This is a genomic window from Arthrobacter sp. ok362 (assembly GCF_900102785.1).
Taxonomy (GTDB): domain Bacteria; phylum Actinomycetota; class Actinomycetes; order Actinomycetales; family Micrococcaceae; genus Arthrobacter.
This window is the reverse complement of the sequence record NZ_FNGC01000020.1, coordinates 1-17539: the sequence shown is the minus strand read 5'-3', so window position 1 is coordinate 17539 and position 17539 is coordinate 1. Positions and strand designations below refer to the sequence as shown.

Annotated in this window: 22 protein-coding genes; 13 read left to right on the top strand and 9 right to left on the bottom strand. The window is 67.0% G+C overall.

Features of this window, described 5'->3' with window-relative positions; translation table 11 throughout:
- Nucleotides 1–105 precede the first annotated feature (105 nt).
- Both nhaA and BLQ10_RS20120 read right to left on the bottom strand, forming a co-directional pair.
- Nucleotides 106–1455, bottom strand: coding sequence for a Na+/H+ antiporter NhaA (nhaA, locus tag BLQ10_RS20125; protein ID WP_091564772.1), 1350 nt, complete (start codon nucleotides 1453–1455; stop codon nucleotides 106–108).
- 156 nt (nucleotides 1456–1611) lie between these two features.
- On the bottom strand, nucleotides 1612–2409 hold the full coding sequence (locus tag BLQ10_RS20120; RefSeq protein WP_091564771.1) for an alpha/beta hydrolase: 798 nt from the start codon (nucleotides 2407–2409) through the stop codon (nucleotides 1612–1614).
- A 233-nt stretch (nucleotides 2410–2642) separates the two neighbouring features.
- Between BLQ10_RS20120 and BLQ10_RS20115 the strand changes: the two genes are divergently transcribed.
- Nucleotides 2643–3749, top strand: coding sequence for a GTP pyrophosphokinase (locus BLQ10_RS20115; protein WP_091564770.1), 1107 nt, complete (start codon nucleotides 2643–2645; stop codon nucleotides 3747–3749).
- Between the two features lie 167 nt (nucleotides 3750–3916).
- Here BLQ10_RS20115 and BLQ10_RS20110 read toward each other — a convergent pair whose 3' ends face one another.
- Complete coding sequence (locus tag BLQ10_RS20110) at nucleotides 3917–4708, bottom strand: sigma-70 family RNA polymerase sigma factor (protein WP_091564769.1); 792 nt, start codon at nucleotides 4706–4708, stop codon at nucleotides 3917–3919.
- 386 nt (nucleotides 4709–5094) lie between these two features.
- On the opposite strand from BLQ10_RS20110, the gene BLQ10_RS20105 reads away from it, so the two are divergent.
- The 4 genes from BLQ10_RS20105 (at nucleotide 5095) to BLQ10_RS20090 (ending at nucleotide 6976) form a co-directional block, all read left to right on the top strand.
- On the top strand, nucleotides 5095–5520 hold the full coding sequence (locus BLQ10_RS20105) for a hypothetical protein (protein ID WP_091564768.1): 426 nt from the start codon (nucleotides 5095–5097) through the stop codon (nucleotides 5518–5520).
- Between the two features lie 111 nt (nucleotides 5521–5631).
- Nucleotides 5632–5949: a hypothetical protein gene (locus BLQ10_RS20100; protein WP_254785689.1), complete on the top strand. Its 318-nt coding sequence runs from the start codon at nucleotides 5632–5634 to the stop codon at nucleotides 5947–5949.
- A complete protein-coding gene (locus BLQ10_RS20095) occupies nucleotides 5946–6407 on the top strand; it encodes a hypothetical protein (RefSeq protein ID WP_139164303.1) in 462 nt (153 codons plus the stop codon). The genes BLQ10_RS20100 and BLQ10_RS20095 overlap by 4 nt, the downstream gene beginning before the upstream one ends.
- Before the next feature lie 41 nt (nucleotides 6408–6448).
- On the top strand, nucleotides 6449–6976 hold the full coding sequence (locus tag BLQ10_RS20090) for an HPP family protein (protein WP_254785688.1): 528 nt from the start codon (nucleotides 6449–6451) through the stop codon (nucleotides 6974–6976).
- Between the two features lie 572 nt (nucleotides 6977–7548).
- On the opposite strand, the gene BLQ10_RS20080 is transcribed toward BLQ10_RS20090, so the two are convergent.
- Both BLQ10_RS20080 and BLQ10_RS22505 read right to left on the bottom strand, forming a co-directional pair.
- Entirely contained in the window at nucleotides 7549–7833 is a 285-nt protein-coding gene (locus tag BLQ10_RS20080; protein WP_091564765.1) for a DUF1540 domain-containing protein, read from the bottom strand.
- A 128-nt stretch (nucleotides 7834–7961) separates the two neighbouring features.
- Nucleotides 7962–8123, bottom strand: coding sequence for a hypothetical protein (locus BLQ10_RS22505; protein WP_175558707.1), 162 nt, complete (start codon nucleotides 8121–8123; stop codon nucleotides 7962–7964).
- 198 nt (nucleotides 8124–8321) lie between these two features.
- Here BLQ10_RS22505 and BLQ10_RS20075 point away from each other — a divergent pair, with 198 nt between their 5' ends.
- Nucleotides 8322–9389 carry a bile acid:sodium symporter family protein gene (locus BLQ10_RS20075; RefSeq protein WP_091564764.1) on the top strand — a complete coding sequence of 356 codons (1068 nt, stop codon included), beginning with the start codon at nucleotides 8322–8324 and terminating at the stop codon, nucleotides 9387–9389.
- An 8-nt stretch (nucleotides 9390–9397) separates the two neighbouring features.
- Here the strand turns inward: BLQ10_RS20075 and BLQ10_RS20070 are convergent, their stop codons facing one another.
- Complete coding sequence (locus tag BLQ10_RS20070; protein ID WP_091564763.1) at nucleotides 9398–9973, bottom strand: LacI family DNA-binding transcriptional regulator; 576 nt, start codon at nucleotides 9971–9973, stop codon at nucleotides 9398–9400.
- Between the two features lie 320 nt (nucleotides 9974–10293).
- Here BLQ10_RS20070 and BLQ10_RS20065 point away from each other — a divergent pair, with 320 nt between their 5' ends.
- Both BLQ10_RS20065 and BLQ10_RS20060 read left to right on the top strand, forming a co-directional pair.
- Nucleotides 10294–10821: an SRPBCC family protein gene (locus BLQ10_RS20065; RefSeq protein WP_091564762.1), complete on the top strand. Its 528-nt coding sequence runs from the start codon at nucleotides 10294–10296 to the stop codon at nucleotides 10819–10821.
- A gap of 2 nt (nucleotides 10822–10823) precedes the next feature.
- The gene (locus BLQ10_RS20060; RefSeq protein ID WP_091564761.1) at nucleotides 10824–11426 is read left to right on the top strand and encodes a DUF6919 domain-containing protein; all 603 of its coding nucleotides are present in this window, start codon (nucleotides 10824–10826) and stop codon (nucleotides 11424–11426) included.
- 54 nt (nucleotides 11427–11480) lie between these two features.
- Here the strand turns inward: BLQ10_RS20060 and BLQ10_RS20055 are convergent, their stop codons facing one another.
- Nucleotides 11481–11810, bottom strand: coding sequence for an antibiotic biosynthesis monooxygenase family protein (locus BLQ10_RS20055; RefSeq protein WP_091564760.1), 330 nt, complete (start codon nucleotides 11808–11810; stop codon nucleotides 11481–11483).
- A gap of 230 nt (nucleotides 11811–12040) precedes the next feature.
- Between BLQ10_RS20055 and BLQ10_RS20050 the strand changes: the two genes are divergently transcribed.
- The 3 genes from BLQ10_RS20050 to BLQ10_RS20040 all read left to right on the top strand — a co-directional run bounded on the left by BLQ10_RS20050 (nucleotide 12041) and on the right by BLQ10_RS20040 (nucleotide 13455).
- Nucleotides 12041–12361 (top strand): GYD domain-containing protein, encoded by a 321-nt coding sequence (locus BLQ10_RS20050; RefSeq protein WP_091564759.1) that lies wholly within the window; start codon nucleotides 12041–12043, stop codon nucleotides 12359–12361.
- A gap of 97 nt (nucleotides 12362–12458) precedes the next feature.
- Entirely contained in the window at nucleotides 12459–12737 is a 279-nt protein-coding gene (locus BLQ10_RS20045; RefSeq protein ID WP_139164302.1) for a DUF4190 domain-containing protein, read from the top strand.
- A gap of 154 nt (nucleotides 12738–12891) precedes the next feature.
- A complete protein-coding gene (locus BLQ10_RS20040; RefSeq protein WP_139164301.1) occupies nucleotides 12892–13455 on the top strand; it encodes a hypothetical protein in 564 nt (187 codons plus the stop codon).
- A gap of 343 nt (nucleotides 13456–13798) precedes the next feature.
- Here BLQ10_RS20040 and BLQ10_RS20030 read toward each other — a convergent pair whose 3' ends face one another.
- Entirely contained in the window at nucleotides 13799–14842 is a 1044-nt protein-coding gene (locus tag BLQ10_RS20030) for an NAD(P)-dependent alcohol dehydrogenase (protein ID WP_091564756.1), read from the bottom strand.
- A gap of 144 nt (nucleotides 14843–14986) precedes the next feature.
- Between BLQ10_RS20030 and BLQ10_RS20025 the strand changes: the two genes are divergently transcribed.
- Nucleotides 14987–15880 (top strand): helix-turn-helix transcriptional regulator, encoded by an 894-nt coding sequence (locus BLQ10_RS20025; RefSeq protein WP_091564755.1) that lies wholly within the window; start codon nucleotides 14987–14989, stop codon nucleotides 15878–15880.
- Nucleotides 15881–15903: 23 nt separating this feature from the next.
- On the opposite strand, the gene BLQ10_RS20020 is transcribed toward BLQ10_RS20025, so the two are convergent.
- Complete coding sequence (locus BLQ10_RS20020; protein WP_175558708.1) at nucleotides 15904–16323, bottom strand: DUF7793 family protein; 420 nt, start codon at nucleotides 16321–16323, stop codon at nucleotides 15904–15906.
- Nucleotides 16324–16769: 446 nt separating this feature from the next.
- Here BLQ10_RS20020 and BLQ10_RS20015 point away from each other — a divergent pair.
- A partial coding sequence (locus BLQ10_RS20015; RefSeq protein WP_139164300.1) for a M20/M25/M40 family metallo-hydrolase occupies nucleotides 16770–17539 on the top strand: 770 nt, incomplete at its 3' end.

The window sequence follows — 17539 nt, the reverse complement described above, 5'->3', positions numbered from 1 at the left end:
ATGATACCCCTTGGGGTATCATTGACGCTCCGGACGGCACCTCCTGCCGCACCCTCAAATCTAGCCCGTCGACCTAGCCTGTCCACCTACCCTGCGGGACACCACCTAGCCTGCCGGACGGTCTTGCTGGTAGACGTCCGGGATCCCGTCGTGGTCCGAGTCGATCTTTTCTTCCGCCTCCGCCTGGCGGTACTGCTTGTTGCGGGCGCGGAGCACCGCCGTCGCGAGGAGAGCTGCGATCACGGAGGCCGCGAGGATCGCCACCTTCGCGTGGTCGTCGTGGACAGTGCCTTGGCCGAAGCTCAGTTCGGCCACGAGCAGCGACACCGTGAAACCGATGCCGGCAAGGATGGACAGCCCGAAGACGTCGATCCACTTGAACGAACGGTCCAGCCTGGCCCGCGTGGCCTTGGTGATGAACCATGTGGTGCCGAGGATCCCGGCCGGTTTTCCGAGCACGAGGGCCAGGACAATACCCACGGCGACGGGGTCCGTCAGGGCGGCACCGAGGCCCTGCCAGCCGCCGACGGCCACTCCGGCGGAAAAGAACGCGAAGACCGGGACGGCGAATCCAGCCGAGATGGGGCGGAACCGGTGTTCAAAGATCTCCGCAAGGCCCGGTCCGGCCTCGGGCCCGCCACTGGCCTGGGAACGCCTGACGGGGACCGCAAAGCCCAGCAGGACCCCGGCCACGGTGGCGTGGATGCCTGAGGCGTGGACGAGCGCCCACGTGGCGGCGCCGAGCGGCAGCAGGATCACCCACGCGGCCAGCGCGTGCAGGCCGAAGAACCGGCGGTATTTCTGTACCAGGAACGTATACAGGCCGAGCGGGAGCAGGGCCAGCAGGAGCGGCACGGGATGCAGCTCGCTCGTGTAGAAGATCGCAATGATGGTGATGGCCAGAAGGTCGTCCACGACGGCGAGGGTGAGCAGGAAGATCCGCAGCGCACTGGGAAGGTGGGAACCGATGATCGCCAGCACCGCGAGTGCGAAGGCGATGTCAGTGGCGGTGGGGATCGCCCAGCCCCGCAGGGCGTCGGGGCCACTGAGGTTGACTGCCGCGTAGATGAGCGCGGGAAGGGCCACGCCGCCCACGGCGGCGGCCACCGGGACCACGGATTTGTTCAGCTGGCGCAGGTCGCCCGCGACGAATTCGCGCTTGAGTTCGAGCCCGACCAGGAAGAAGAATATGGCCAGCAGGCCGTCGGCGGCCCATGCGCCCAGGCTCAGGTCAAGATGCCAGGGCTCGTAGCCGATGGTGAAGTCGCGCAGGGCGAAGTAACTCTCCGAGGCCGCGGAGTTGGCCCAGATCAGGGCCACTGCCGCCGCGGTGACCAGCAGCGCGCCGCCTACGGTTTCCTTGCGGAGGATTTCGCCGATTCGCAGGGCCTCGGCGTAGCTGCCCCGGCCGAAAATGGTGAGGCGAGGTGGTGTGGGCGGTGGCAGGGCGCTCATGGAGTCCTCAAAGTGGGGTCGACGGAATCATGCCGACCAGACTTCCCGGCGCACCTGGGGTCCAGTCTATTGGCATTCGCCGGCCACGGCGACGCCCGGCGGGTGCCTGGCCGGCAGCCCGGCGGGTGCGTGGCCGGCCGCGGGTCCGGCCGGATTTCAGACCAGCAGCTGCTGCACGAGTTCACGGCATTTCCGGTAGGCCAGCGACTTCGGGTCAATGAGCGCAAAGTGGTCGCCCGGGACCTTCAGCAGCTGGACCGGCGCACCGGCCGCCTTGGCCGCTGCGGCATAGGTCTCGGACTGGCTGGCAGGCACGTCGTCGTCCTCCGTACTGTGGACGGCGTATACAGGCACGCAGAGCGGCACCGCGCTCATGGGGTCCGCATATTTATGCCGTTTGGGATATTTCTCCGACGAGCCGCCCAGGAAGTTGCTGACGGCGCCGTTGCTCAGGTTGAGCCGCTCGGCGGCTGCAAGGTCCAGTACCCCCGACTGGCTGACGACGCCGGTAAGCTGCACCGCGCCGTCGTGGTCGCCACGGCGAGTGAGCTGACGGTCCGCGTCCGGGGCGCCGAGCCCGGCGAGCCGGCTGCGTCCCGCCGCCCAGACCGCTAAGTGACCGCCGGCCGAGTGGCCCAGGGCCACCACGCGGTCCAGCCCGAGCCCGTGCTCGTCTGCGACTTCCCCGAGCTTGTCGATTCCGGCCAGGACGTCGGCAAAGGTGTTGGGCCAGCCTCCCCCGTTGCCGGCGCGCCGGTACTCCAGATTCCAGGCTGCCATGCCGTGCGCGGCGAGGTCCTTGGCCAGGGGCTCCCCCAGTTCTGCGCCGTACTGCGAACGCCAGTACCCGCCATGGATCACCACCACCACACCCTTGGGCGCGGCCACCTCCGGGAGGAAGAGCTCGCCCCACTGGCTGGGGTCCTCGCCATATTGGTACTTCTGCCTCTTCACTGCGTCCTCCTCGGGGCCCGGTGAACAGACGGCGGAGACTGCCCCCAGTGTCACCGTCGCTGCGGCCGCGAGCAAAGCCCGCCGCCGCATATCAGCCATGTGCTGAGCCTACAGTGGGCGCCAAGCGGCACGGCGGAGGCGGGCCCTGCACGCCGCCCTTGCACACCGCCGGATGGCGGCGGCTGCGGGAGAGCCTGCGGGCCGCCGTCGGGGGTGCGCCGTAAGCTGGATCCATGGCGAGCAACTGGGACCGTTTGGACTTGAGCCTGCGCGATTCCGTGCAGGAGAACGTGGAACTGTACGAGCGGGTCCGGCCTGCCCTGAAGCTGGTCACCCGGGAGGTCCTGCTCACGCTGCGGACCATGCTCAAGGACACCGAGGTCACGCCGTTGTTCGTCACCGGCCGCACCAAGACCGTTGAATCCTTCCGCGAGAAGATTTCCCGGACGGAAGAACCGCTGGAACCGGGCGGTCCACTGGTGTTGAAGTTCCCGGACCCGTTCCGGACCCTGAACGACATGGTGGGCATCCGCGTGATCACCAAGCTGCCGGCGGAAAACGCGGTGGTGGCCAATCTGATCAAGCGCCAGCGCCAGCTCTTTGACTGCCGGGGGGACCGCGAAAAGGACATCGGCTCGATCGAGTCCGGCACCTACGGCTACTCCAGCCGGCACCTGATCCTGCGGACCATCCAGAACGAGGCCGTCAAGGACTACCAGCTGGCCTTCAACCCGGACGTCCCGCCGAACGGCAGCTACTTCTTCGAGTGCCAGATCCGCACAGTGTTCGCGCACGCATGGAGCGAGATCGAGCACGACATCCGTTTCAAGGCCGAGGACCCGCGGGCCTGGACCCCGCACTTCGACCGCCAGTTCACCGCCACGGCCGCCATGCTGGAGACCGTGGAGAGCGCGTTCTCGGACCTGCATGAGCGCTACGAGGAGGTCCGCGGTTTCTGGGATGTGGACGGCGAGGGCGCCGCGCCGCTGACGCCCAACCGTATCCGCGACGTCTGGCGGACCCTGCTGCCGCACGTGGACCGGAAGGTCGACGACGACTGGGGCTGGGCAGCGGAGCTCATGGCCGCCCACGGCCTCAATCAGACCATGCAGCTCGCCGGGCTGCTCAGCGCCAACCGGATCACCGAGGTCCGCAAGGCCCTGGACCACCGCTACTCCCCCGGCCCGGACCGGCTCCTCGATGACCTGCTGCTGTGGCAGTACGGCACCGAACACATCGAGCTCACCGCCGAGCCGGCCGACGCCGTCCCGCACCCCCGGCGCGACAGCCTGCTCCGGCGGCTCAAGCAGATCGAGCGGTACCGGCTCACACAGGGCTAGCCCGTGCCCCGCGCCTGCCTGCCCTGCCCCCGCCTTCCTGCCTGCCTGCCGGCGCGGATTCTCCCCACCATTGAGACGGCGACGCCGGGGGCTTACCGGCCCTTCTGCCCGAATCGCCGGTGGTCCCGTCGCGGGGACCGGGATCCGGCCCTGCTGGGTGTCCGGGTTCAAGAGGTCCCGGACGCCGTCCGAGTTCTGGGATTGCTCTGAGAGTCGGCTTCGGCGAGCAGTTGCTGCAGTCGCATCAGCACCTTGGACAGCCGTCGCGAGACCTGCATTTGTGAGACGCCGAAGCGCCTTCCAAGTTCGGCCTGGCTTTCTTCGCAGAAATAGCGGTGGTACAGCAGTTCGCGTTCCTGCCCGGACAACTCGCCGATGGCCTGGTTAAGGCACAGGAGTTCCTCCAGTCGTTCCAGCGGCAGTTCCCGCGAGGCCAGTGCCTCCGCCCTGTGACCGCCGTCGTGATCGTCCACGACGTCGAGTGAATCCGGACGCATGCTCGACGCCGCGGCCAACGCCTCCTGTACGGCTGAGACGGGGACCCCGAGTTGCTGAGCCAGTTCACCGGGACTCGGCCGATGTCCCAGGGCCTGGGTCAGCTCCGGTTCGGACCGCAGTATTTCCGTTCGCAGGTCCTGGATCCTCCGCGGCGGCCTGACCACCCAGCAACGGTCGCGCAGATACCGCTTGAGCTCGCCCGTCACCGTGGGGGCAGCGTAGGCCGCGAAGCTTTCTCCCCTGGCCGCGTCAAATCGCCGCGCGGCTTTGATCAGTCCCAGATAAGCAACCTGGTTCAGATCATCGTGTTCCCGACCACGCCCTGTGAAGCGAAAGGCCAAGGCTTCCGCCAGTTCCAGATGGTCAAGGACCAGCCGGGTTTCAAATGCCTCCCGGATCTGACCTGTTGAAGCCCGCCCCGTCGCCGCGGGCTGCCCGGACTCGGCCGGGACATACGGCATACAGGATGGCGGGCGCTGGGGTTCTGCCATAGTCGTTCATTCCTCTGAACCGGAGTCGTTCAAAGCCTGCGGCAAGACCTAAGCAGTAGAAAACCATAAGCCTGCTTATTAAACAATGGCTGGCGGGCTCCGTCAGCAAACGAGTCCACTGGTGCCGGCGGATCCCTGATCTCCGCTCATCTGATCCCCGGCGGGAGGGGCGCCTCCCGCCGGCTCACCCACCAGGTTCTAGGCCTGGGGTGTTCCAGATCGCTTTCAGGACGGTAGGTGCTCTGATTCAGACTCCAGGACTCGCGGGCTATGGACTAGTTGTAAGCATGCTGATAATTCTGTGTTTGTCAGAACTACGCATGACAGCGGAATCGATGGAATGAAGGAGCAAGCTCATGGGACTTGGCGACAGCATTGCTAAAACGGCGAAGAATGCCATGGAGGATCTGGGCGGACTATCAGAGCCGACGGACGACGGCCATGTTCCGGATCCTGGTGCCCCTGAGGAAGAAATCAAGGTCCACTCCTCCATCAGTGAGGGATCAAACGCTGCGGATGAGCCGCGCGGTACCGACGAGTTACCCGGCCAGGCGGCGGCAGACGGGAGGAACGGGAGCACCGTCCGCGGCAATGGCGCATTCGGAGACGCCGGCGCGGCGCGAGGGTCCGGCGATGCGGGCGAGGCACCGGACTCCAACACGTTCGCGCCGTCGCGCGACGTTCCCGGACCTGGCGGACTGCCTGATCCGGACCCTGACGACCTGCGGGCTGATCCGTCCGAGTCCGATGTGGATCCCTCTTCCGGAATGGGCCGTGGCTGACCGGAAGCGCAGTTGCTGAAATGTCGTTGGTACGAACACCCGCCGTGGGCTCGTGAAGGAGGTTGGTCATGGTTGACCGGATAGCCAATATCCGGGGGACAAGAACGCCGTATGCCCGGCCTGTGGCCGGTCCGTGTGGATCAGGCGCTCGACGGCGGCGGCGCTGAAGACACGGTGGACCGCTGGGGGCAGTCCGCGTGTGTACTGTGCGGCAATGGCTGCGCCTGTGACATCGCCGTCAAGGACGGTGCCATGGTGGGCACCCGTGATCATGCCGGGGATCCGGTCAACCACGGCCGCCTCGAACCACAAGGACTGTTTGCCAACTGGCAGGGAGAATGCCGCCATGGCCGTCGAGAAAATCACCGACGCTGCAGCGCCGCCCCGGTTCCCGAAGCCATCCGGCCCGGAAAGGAAGGCAGGCCATGAACCTTCGCATCTGTCTCGGCATGCTCCATCAGGCCGAACAAACGCGGGCTGACTCCTTCCGTCAGGTCGCGGGCGGCCACGGCGCGCAGCCAGATGTCGACTTCCTCTGCCTCAGACTAGCCGGCCAGTGCGACCGGCCACCGCGAACTGCTCCTGCCGGTCCTGCAGCGATACGGCGAGACACCTCGGACAACGAACCGATGCGGCTTCACGCCGAGGGGCTATCGGAAACTCGCAGCGGGCGGGTCGGGCTGCTGCGCGATCTGGAGGACCTCTACCTGCTGGCCAGCCTCGTTGACGTCACCTGGACCATAATCAAGCAGGCCGGATCTGCCCTGCGCGACCACGAACTGCTGGCAGTGGTGGAGAAATGTGATGCCGAAACCGCTGTCCAACTACGCTGGCTCAAGACTCGGATGAAGCAGGCCGCCCCGAAGGCATCGGTAGCGGCGCGTTAAGGACCCCCAAAGAAGCGGAGCAAAGCATGAAACCTTCCGTCTTGGACCGCCTCAAAAAGGGCCAGAAAACCCTGGGAGCCGGAATCTACGCCGCCGTCCTGTCCCTTGTGGTTCTGGCCCTCAGCGGTACCGTCGGACTTCTGCTCCATCTGCCCTGGCTCTTCCCCAGCCTGGGACCGACAGTCATGCTCTTCTTCGAATCCCCCGAACAGCCCGCGTCCCGGCCGGGAAACACGATCGTGGGACACGGCGTCGGACTACTCGCCGGCATCCTGTGCCTGTACGGCTTCGGCCTCCAGAACCATACCTCTGCGCCCGTCGGCGGACTGACCCCCACGCATGTTCTCGCAGGAGCGCTCTCGGTAGCGCTGACGACACTCGCCCTCACATGGATCCGAATGCCGCACCCTCCGGCCGGAGCAACGACCCTTATCGTCAGCCTCGGCATCCTGACCACCCCGATCCAACTGCTCTCGATCGCAGGAGCGGTCCTCCTCATTACCGCCGCCGGATGGGGCCTGAACATGCTCCTGGGAACCCGACCCTCAAAGAAGGAACCGACCCAGTAGGGCGGCGTGAGCCCTGGACAAGCCGCAGCGCTCGGTTGGGCCGGAATCAGGTGGCCGGTCGCCAGAGGCGCAGCGCATGAGACCGGGCGAAAGTCCGGACAGTCGGGGCTTGCTAGCTGCGCGTGGGGTCCGGGCCGGACGGCCTCGGCCCGGGATCTGGCACCGGGCCGGGCCCCGGAAACGTCGGGTCCGGGGACCCCGGCTCAGGCACCGGGGACGTCGGATCCGGAGAGGCGGGGCCCGGCCCGGGGTCAGGCGGAAACGGCTCGGGTTCTCGTTGCGGCGGAATAGTCATGGACTGCCCCTAAAGACTGGCCTCAAAACGGAAGGAGACTCCAGACTAGATCCCGCCGCCCTGAAAGAACAGGGCGCGTTGCGGGCACCGGGGCAGCCTGGTGCCAGGCCCGCCCGGCAGCCGCACCAGAACGGGTGACAGGGTTCAAATCCGTCGCCCGGACCACCTCATCAGCCGTCCCCCAGGACGGCGGCGATGAGATCCAGCGGGGCCAGTGGAAGTGGGTGATAATCCTTTGCTCGATGGACGCGGACACCGCACGCGGCTTACACGCCGCTTACCTGTGGGCGTAGGTGAGGCAATCAGCGTTGTCGACCCCCGGGCCCACGTGCACTTCGGGCGCCTTGCACATCAGATGGTCGTTGTGGGCGCATTCGGAACGCTGGCAGGCGCCGACGTCGGCCAGCACCTTGGGGAGCCCACCGTGCACACCGATATCGACGAAGGTGGCGCAGGAGGCATGGTCTTCAGCTCCGCCGACGGTAATGGCCGCCGCGTTGCAGTTGGAGTGATCGTTGAACGAGCAATTGCTCACGCTGCAGTCCGCTACGTGCGTCGTCATTGGATTTCCTCCATGCTCCGGCCACCCCGGACGGGCGGCTCCGTCGTTCCACGGTAGGCCGCACCAGGGCAAAACAAAAAGACCCAAACGCGTGACCTAATACCGGCCCGGGGAGGATGCCATGCCGACTAGTTTGCGGCGCAGAGCTTGCCGGCCAGACGTTCGCGCAGCAGGGCGCTGGCCTCGTTCAGGCCCACGACGTCGACGCTCTTGCCGTGCCGTCGGTACTTCTCCGTGATGGCATCCAAAGCGGCGGTCGCGGAGGCGCCCCGCTGGCCGCCGCGCTCCACACCCGAACTCGCTGGAAACTTGCGAGATCGCCGTAACGTTCCGGCGACTTGGCAGCGCTCCCGCGAACTCGGGATCCGGACCCCGGACCCGGATGCGGGGCACGGGAACCCGGCGCCGGTGCCCAAAAATCTGACATATTTGTCCGACAGGTGGTCACGAAGTAGCCACTCTGCGGACCGCGGTGGCACCATTCTTGGATGCTTGAGGCAACTAAAACCCCGAATCATGCCCCGGACGCGGGCGCTGCCGCTGATGTCCCGGCCAATCCCGCCCTCGCCGCCGAGGCAAAGATCGCCCGCATCGCGGTGACGGTCTTCCCGATCCTCGTTGTGGCGGCCGGGCTCGCCGGTTTCCTGCTCCCTGGGGCGTTCAAGCCTCTCGCGCCCAGCGTGCCCTTCCTGCTGGGCATCATCATGTTCTGCATGGGCCTGACGCTGACCCCGCCCGATTTCGCCTCGGTGGCCAAGCGTCCCTGGGCGGTGGCCCTGGGCATCGTGGCGCACTACGTCATCATGCCGGGGGCTGGCTGGCTGATCGCCGTCGCCCTCCACCTCGAGCCGGAGCTTGCGGTGGGCCTGATCCTGGTGGGCTGCGCGCCGTCGGGAACCGCCTCCAACGTGATGGCGTTCCTCGCCAAGGGTGACGTCGCCCTGTCCGTAGCCGTCGCTTCCGTGTCCACCCTGATCGCCCCGATCGTGACCCCGCTGCTGGTGCTGTTCCTGGCCGGCTCGTACCTGAGTATCGACGCCGGCGGCATGGTCCAGGACATCGTCAAGACCGTCCTCCTGCCCGTCATCGCGGGCCTGCTGGCCCGCCTGTTCCTCCGCAAGCTCGTGGCCAAGGTCCTCCCAGCGCTGCCGTGGGCCTCCGCCGTCGTAATTTCCCTGATCGTGGCGATCGTGGTGGCCGGCAGCGCCAGCAAGATCGTCGCCGCGGGCGGAATCGTGTTCCTCGCCGTGGTGCTGCACAACGGCTTCGGACTGGGCCTGGGCTACCTGGCCGGCAAGCTGGGGCGGCTGGATGACAAGGCGCGCAGGGCACTCGCCTTTGAAGTCGGGATGCAGAATTCCGGCCTGGCCGCCACCCTCGCTACGGCGCACTTCAGCGCGCTGGCCGCGCTGCCGTCTGCCGTCTTCTCCCTGTGGCACAACGTCTCCGGCGCGATCGTGGCCGCGTGGCTGGCCCGGCGCCCCCTGCGGGAAACCGCAACGCGGGAAACCGCAACGCAAGACACAGCACCGGAGGCCGCCGCGCTGAAGGCCTAAGCGGGGAACTAGCTACGGAGCCGGGCGAGCAGTGCCGCCACGGCGCGCTCGGCCAGGACCTCGGGGGTGTCCGTTCCGGCGGGGACCACATCGTATCCGCCCTGAACACCGAGGCGGCCGCCCCCGGCGCCGTCCGCAATGAGCACCTGGGCCACGCCGCGGCCGGCGAGCTCCACCGTTGTCCCGGAATCGTCGGAGGTATCCGGCGCGCAGGTGTGGATCACGCCGTCGGCGCCGCCGGAGAGCATGAACTGCCGCCAGCCCCCGCCCAGCAGGATGACTGCCTGGTAGCCGCGCTCCGGCAGGATCCCGGCCAGCACCGTGGCGATGGCCCTGTCCCGCGGCTCCTCGAGGTCCGCGACGGCAACGGCCACCAGCTCCGTCCGGCCCCGGCGCATTCCCCGGGCGGCACGGTTAGCCACGTAGCCAAGTTCGCGGACCGCGGAGTGCACCCGGTCCTGGGTGGCCTGACTGATCCGGGTAGTGCCGCCGGAGCGGCCGGAGAGCACGTAGGAGACCGTGGTCAGGGACACCCCGGCCGTCTCCGCGACGTCGCGGATGGTGGGCTTGGATCCATGCCGCACGAATTGCTCCCGGGTACTTCGGCGCCGCGAATGCGCCGCGGCTGAGGCGATACCGGCACGGCGCGGAAGTCGCGCCGGCCTGTTCTGCACTCTATCGCCGGGATGGCCCCCGGCGTGACCGGGCCGGCAGGTCCTTGGTGAAGGCCAGCGGTCCGATGGTTTCCGGGTCGTCCGCGGACGCGGCCTGAACGCCGAGAGTTACCGAAGATTGCCCTGCGTGACGTGGCGGGAAGAAATTGTTCACGGCGGCCCGCAACTGGCCTAGCCTGCATAGAAGACCTGCAGGGTGACAGCACGATACAGGAGGGGTGAACTTGTCAGTGAGCACGCACCAGAGGACACACCGGACCACGCACCGGCTCGGCATCAACGCCCCGGCGGACCTTGTCTTCAGCATGCTGCGGGACGCCTCACACTGGCCCTACCTCGACGGCTTGACGGTGTACTCGGAGCGCGTCAGCGGCGACGACGCCGCACACGAGCTCCGCACGTCGGTGGTTTCCAACGGCTCGCTCAGTTCAAGCCACTGCTGGCGTGTCTTTGATGCCGCCAGCCACCGCGCCCAGTTCCACCAGCTGGACCTCGAACCCCCGCTCCGGGAGCTCGGCGGCGCCTGGGAGATCCGGCCGGCGGACGGGCTCTCCGTGGTCACACTGACCCACGAGTTCGAGGTCGACGACGAGCACCTCGCCGAGCGCATCAATGCGATCATCGAGGACTACAGCCGGCGTGAACTGGAGGCGCTCCGGGTCAGCTGCGAACGGTTGTCCCTCCTCCTGCAGCACCATGCCCCGCAGACGCACCCCACCCCGCATCCCACCCCGCAGTCCACAGCAAAGGAGGCCTGAGAATGTCAGAAGTCAGGTTCACCACGGAAAGGGACAGCTTCGGCCGGCTTCTCGCGGACCGCGAAGTCTGGCGGCAGGCAGCCACCATCCCCGCGGCCGGCGAGCTGACCGCCCGCTGGCTGGAGGGCCACAGCGAGTACCAGCCGGGAGTCTTCTCGCCCGGGTTCGACGACGAGACCACAACCCTCGCCGGAGAGCTCGCCCGGCTCAACCGCAACGGGCTCTTCACCAAGGAATCGCAGCCGGGCGTTCAGGCCGGGGGCGTCGCGCAGCGCGCCTACGTGACGGCCTTCTGCAGCCCGGAGACAGCGTCGGCGCTTCTGGCGCTGTCCACCCGGACCGGACTGGTGACGGTCGCGCACGCCCCCGGTGAGACGAGCAGCGCCTCTATCCCGGTGACCGTCCAGGATGACGACGTCGTGACCGTGCTCGGAAGCAGCGAAGGGCCGGTTGGGGAAGACCAGCTCAGGGACTGGGCGGCCGAGACCAACGAGACATTGGCGCTCGTCCTGGCGGATGCCTGGTACGTGGAAATCTTCGATCCCGTCTGGGGCCGGAACGATGTCCTGCTGACCGCCGTTTTCGAGGCGCTGCAGGCCGAGTAATCTGCGGGAACGTGCGCCGCCGATCGGCCGGCGGCTGCCCGTTTCCCGTGAATGTCACATGTCGGCGGCATCCCAGCCGATGCTGGCCGCCTCGTCCAGGGTGCGCGACTCGAAATGTTCCAGCATGTCTTTCATTGCCTCGACGCTCTGCTTGAACAAGGCAGAGTCCCGCCACTGCTCAATCTGTTCCAAGGATTCCCAGGGACCGGTGCTGATAAACCGGTTCTTGACGTCGTGGTCGTGCATCAACACGGCTTTGGCATTGGGAAAATCCTCCTTCGTTTTCCTGGCCAGGTCCCGCCAGGCCTGCACAAAATCGTTCTCGCGGCCGGGATGCACCAGCCAGATTCCGAGCGTATAGACAGACACGTCGATCGCCTCCATGGTCCGTACGGGGTTGATACGGCGATTATGTTCCAGTCCTCCGGCCGGCGGTAGGGCCGGATTGCCCGACGGGCGCGCTCGGGGCCCACCAACAGACCGTTGTATGGGTGAAGTGGAAGGCCTAGCATGTGGGCAGGCCCCACTCTGGGGACCAGCCCCGGACCTTCCAATAATGGGAGCGGGCAGGCTTGGGAGGCCGATGTCCTGGGCGTCACAGGATAGGAAAAACGATGAGCAAATATCTTTTCGAAGCGAACTACGTTGGCGACGGAATCAAGGGCCTCATGCGTGAGGGCGGCACCAAGCGGCGTGACGCGGTGGTCGAGGCCCTTAAATCGGTGGGCGGCTCACTCGATAGCTTTTACTACGCCTTCGGGGAGACCGACGTCGTGGGGGTCTTCGATATCCCCGATCAGGCCAACGCCGTCGCGCTGTCGCTGATGATCAATTCCACCGGTGCCGTGAACCTGCACCTGAAACCGCTCATGACAGCGGAGGATCTCGACGAGGCGTCCACGAAGACGCCGTCGTACCGGCCCCCGGGGCAATAGAACACGAACACCGGGCCGCGTTCTGAGGGATCCCCCGCGGCGGTGAACCGTAGGACTAGACTCGTCCCAGCTACGTGAGAAAAGGGGACGCGTGGGATTGTCTGAGCTTCAAATGCGTCAGAGCACGCACTATAACCGACTGGCCATTGTGTCGCTGGCCTTGGCTGCAGTGGCCGGCATGGCAGTTCTCGCCGGCATGGCAGTTCTCGCCGTCTTTGCCGTCGGAGCCGGCCATGCATCGCTCGGCCAGATTAAGGCACGCGGCGAGCGGGGACGCGGGCTGGCGCTCACCGCGCTCGTGATCGGCTACGGCATCGCTGCCCTGGCCCTCGCATCCACGATCTACTTCGCTGCAGTCTTCTCCGTTCAGCAATAGCCAGTTCACCAATAGCCGGTTCAGCAGCAGTAGTCGACCCTGACCGGCGGCAACAGCCGACGGCGGGCGCCGCCAGGGCGTACCGTTTGCCTGCCTGCGCGGCGCACCAGCGGCGACGCGTGGGTGCCCGCAGCTCTGCCAGTAGGCTCGGGGCATGTCACTGAGCAAGTCACTCCACCGGGGAAGACACTGGATGCGCGGCACCGCGCTGCTGTTGGCTATGGCTGGCACGGCTGCGGGCCTGGCCGGGTGCGAATACCCCGATGACGTAACAGATCCGACGGCGGCGCCCACCAGGACTGGCCGGCCGGCGCGTTCGCTGTCGCCACCGGTGGACCCGGGAGTCGCCACCGCGGAGCAGCGCAACCTGGATGACCTCGGAGCCGTCCTCGGCACCCGGCCTGACGGGCTCGTCCTCGGCGGAACGGGCGGGATTGGCGGCAGCGGCTTCCGCTACTCGACCGCAGCGGTGCCGAAGGGAACCTACACGCTCACCGCAGCCTGCACCGGCGCACCGAACGCGTTCCTGACGGTGTCCCAGGACGGCCTCCGGGGCGGCGGCAGAGCGGAGATGAACCTCGACTGCGGAGCAGCTGCAACAACGCGGGTCGACCTGAGGGCCGGACCAGTCCAGATTCAGGGATTCCGTCCCGGCGCCGACCCCGCCGCCGGCGAAGTTGCCGGCTTCTGGCTCGTTCCGGCCGCGCCGGGGTCCTAGCCGGGCACCGATTCGGTGCCAGCGGCTTCAGGGCAAGCGGCTTCGGGGCCAGCGGCTTCATGGCAAGCGCCACCTGGCATGCCGGGCGGGCCCGTCCCCTCACAGGGGCCCGCCCGGGCAGCGCCGGCGGTTTTAGCTCAGTTGTGTTACTTGGTGCCGTTGTATTCCTCGTCGGTGACGAGGTCACCCCACTCGGACTCCGCGCCCTCGGCCGGGGCTTCCCACATCGCGAGGTGGGTCATGAACTGGTCCGGCGCGGCGCCGTGCCAGTGCCATGTGTTTGTCTGCGCGTTAATGGGCTGGCGCGAGGCCGCGTCCCTGGCCCGGGGCCCGGTTCGGCTTCCTAGTTCAGGGTCGCGGTGTCAATCACGAAGCGGTAGCGGACGTCGGAGGCCAGGACGCGCTCGTAGGCGTCGTTGATCTTCGCTGCCGGGATAACCTCGATCTCGGCGCCCAGGCCGTGCTCAGCGCAGAAGTTGAGCATTTCCTGGGTTTCGCGGATGCCGCCGATGGCCGAACCGGCGAAGGAGCGGCGCCCCGTGATCAGGGAGAACACATTCACCGGGAGTGGTTCCGCGGGCGCGCCGACGTTGACCAGGGCGCCGTCGAGGGACAGCAGCTGCAGGTAGGCGCTGATGTCGATCGCGGCACTGACCGTGTTGATGATCAGGTCAAAGGTGCCGGCGAGTTCAGTGAACGTGTTTTCGTCGCTCGTGGCGTAGTAGTGGTCCGCGCCCAGGCGAAGCCCGTCTTCCTGCTTCTTCAGCGACTGGGACAGGACGGTGACGTCGGCGCCCATGGCGTGGGCGATCTTGACTGCCATGTGGCCCAGGCCGCCCAGGCCAACGATCGCGACCTTTTTGCCGGGGCCTGCGCCCCAGTGGTTCAGCGGCGAGTAGGTGGTGATACCGGCGCACAGCAGCGGCGCGGCGACGTCGAGCTCGATGCCCTCGGGGATGGTGACCACGAAGTCTTCGGCCACCACCACGTGGGTGGAGTAGCCGCCCTGGGTGATGGTGCCGTCACGGTCGACGGCGCCGTAGGTGCCGGTGTTTCCGGCCAGGCAGTACTGCTCCTCGCCGGCCTGGCAGTTCACGCACTCGCCGCAGGAGTTGACCATGCAGCCGACGCCGACGCGGTCGCCGACCGTGTGCTTGGTCACGGCGGAGCCGATCTTGGTGACGATCCCGGCGATTTCATGGCCAGGGACCAGTGGATACGTCTGCGGACCCCAGTCGCCGCGGACGGTGTGGATGTCCGAATGGCAGATCCCGGCGAATTTGATCTCGATCAGGACATCGTGCGGGCCCACGCCGCGGCGCTCGATGGTGGTGAGGGCGAGCGGCTCGGTCGCGGAAGGTGAGGCGTAAGCGTTGACGGTAGGCAATGAATCTCCTGCTTGTTGATCGTTGGGGGTTGTTCAACGGAACACCATCCATCAAACCCTTCTTCGCAGCGCTGAGGGAGTCACTGCTGATAGGGGTACTGGCAGGGTCTCCCTCAGGGGGCCGTACGGCCTAACGTTGATGGCATGGACAATCGAGACGCGACCCGCGAATTCCTTGCCTCGCGCCGGGCCAAGATCACCCCCGAGCAGTCGGGGCTGCCGGTCTACGGCGCCAAGCGCCGGGTGCCGGGGCTGCGTCGCGGGGAAGTCGCGATGCTGGCCGGCGTCAGCGTCGAGTATTACACCCGGCTGGAGCGGGGAATCCTGTCCGGCGTTTCGGAAGGTGTGCTGGATGCGGTGGCAAGAGCTCTGCAGCTCGACGACGCCGAACGCGCCCACCTCTTCGACTTGGCCCGGGCGGCGGCCCCGGGCAGCCGGACCCGCCGTCGTCCCCGTCCCGCGGAGTCCGTCCGACGGAGCGTTCAGCTGACGCTGAACGCAATCACCAACGCGCCCGCCTTTGTCCGGAATGGACGCATGGACATCATTGCCGCCAACCCGCTGGGCTATGCCCTGTATTCGGACATGTATGTGGGACCGGGCCGCCCGGCTAACCATGCCCGCTTCATCTTCCTGGACGGCCGCTCGCGCAGCTTCTACCCGGACTGGGAGCGTGCGGCGAACGACACCGTCGCGATCCTGCGCACCGAGGCCGGCAGGGACCCCTTCGACCGGGGGCTGACCGACCTGGTCGGCGAGCTATCGACCCGTAGCGAGGAATTCCGCACCCTGTGGGCCGCGCACAACGTGCGCCAGCACTATACGGGGCTCAAGCACTTCCACCACCCGGTGGTCGGGGAGCTCCACCTGATGTTCGAAGCTTTGGATGTCTCGGCCGACGCCGGGCTGTCCCTGCTGGTCTACAACGCCGAGCCCGGCTCCGCGTCGGAGGACGCGCTGCGGCTGCTGGCCAGCTGGGCCGCGACCAACCGGCAGGTCAAGGAGGCCGAGGCAGCGACTACGGTGGACAAGGCCTAACCGCAGGGAGCAGGCCGGAACTGTCAGGCCAGGGCGGAAATGCCGTCCGCGTATCCACCGGGCTGGCCGCCGTTGGCGGTGAAGTTGTTCAGCCAGGCCATGGCGTCGTTCCTGGAAGTGAAGAACTCGTGGGGGTAGGCGGTGTGCCGGCTCATTGCCGCCGCAATCACGCGATCCACGGTGCTGGATCCAAGCACGGCGATCGCCAGAACCCCTGTTGTCTGCGCGAACTCATACCTGGCGGCCGCGCTGATCTCCACATCCGTCATTTCGGAGAGCATCGGCATCGGGGTTCCGCCGCTGATCTGCGCTACGGCCTGCATGGCGTCCCTGGCGTCATGGACATCAACAAACGAGCCGGGCTGCCAGACCGATGTGATGATGCCCGCGCTGACGCTCAGCACGTTCTTTCCATCAGCAGCTGCAATATGTCCTGGCATCATCGTGACCATTCTAGGGCTGGCCCCGCCAAGCCAGGGCTTTGTGGCTCGGTGCGCGTGGCGGACCGCAACCTGTGGCTGGTTGCGCTCGATTGGACATGTCCCCCTCGCGGAATGGACATGTCCCTCGGGGCGGCGCAGGGATGGACACAGTGGGCTTATGTCCATCCCTGAACGCCGGAGGAGGGCCTGTCCCGCCGTCAGGGAGGCCTCGAGCAGATTCCGAACCGCATCCCGGGCACGGACGGGCCCACCCGCGATTTCCTCAGGATATTCACAGCTTCGGAGCCTATGGCAGATGCAGCCGAAGGACTGACAATGGTTTCCACCTGATAGGAGTATTTGCCGGGCGATGACGGCCGCGACTTACTGGAGCGTCAGTGGCGAGCGTCTTGCCTTTCGACCTGAGGGCAAGCGAACTTGTTCCGACTACTGATGGGTTGCCCGACATGATCACCCTGCGAAAGCACCTACTTCCCTCGGTCCTCGCCCTCGTTCTGCTCTCGACCTCGGCCTGTACCCCCGGGACCCCGTCCGGTTCGCCGCCCGACTCCCGGCCCGATTCGCCCTCCAGTGCCGCGGCGGGCAAATCTGCCAAGCCCGCCATTCCCAGCGCTTCGGTGCCCCAGGTAACGCCTGTCAGCGCGGTGGACGCGCGGGCGGTGCTGGCGGCGTTCAAGTCCAGGGGCATGGTGGGGCACATGCAGGCGCTGCAGCGCGTGGCCGATGCCAACGGCGGAAACCGCGCTTCGGGGACTTCCGGGTATGAGGAATCGGCCCGCTACGTCGAGGCGCAGCTGCGCGCAGCCGGGTATGCACCGGTGCGGCAGACCTTCACGTTCAGGGGCGGCCGGAAGAAGCCGCGGGTGGAGTCCTTCAACATCCTCGCCGACACCGGCGGCGATGCCGGGCACACCGTGGTGGTGGGCGCGCACCTGGACTCCGTGAAGGAGGGCCCGGGCATCAACGACAACGGCAGCGGGGTGGCGGCGGTCCTGGAGACCGCACGGTGGATGAAGGAGGCCGGGATCACCCCGGCCAACCGGGTCCGGTTCGCGTTCTGGGGCGGCGAGGAGGACGGCCTCTACGGGTCCCAGCACTACGTCGACGAACTCAGCCAGGCCGAGATCGGCCAGACCGCGGCGAACCTGAACGTGGACATGGCGGCCTCGCCCAACGGTGTGCGGTCCGTGCATGACGGGGACGGCGCGGATTTCGG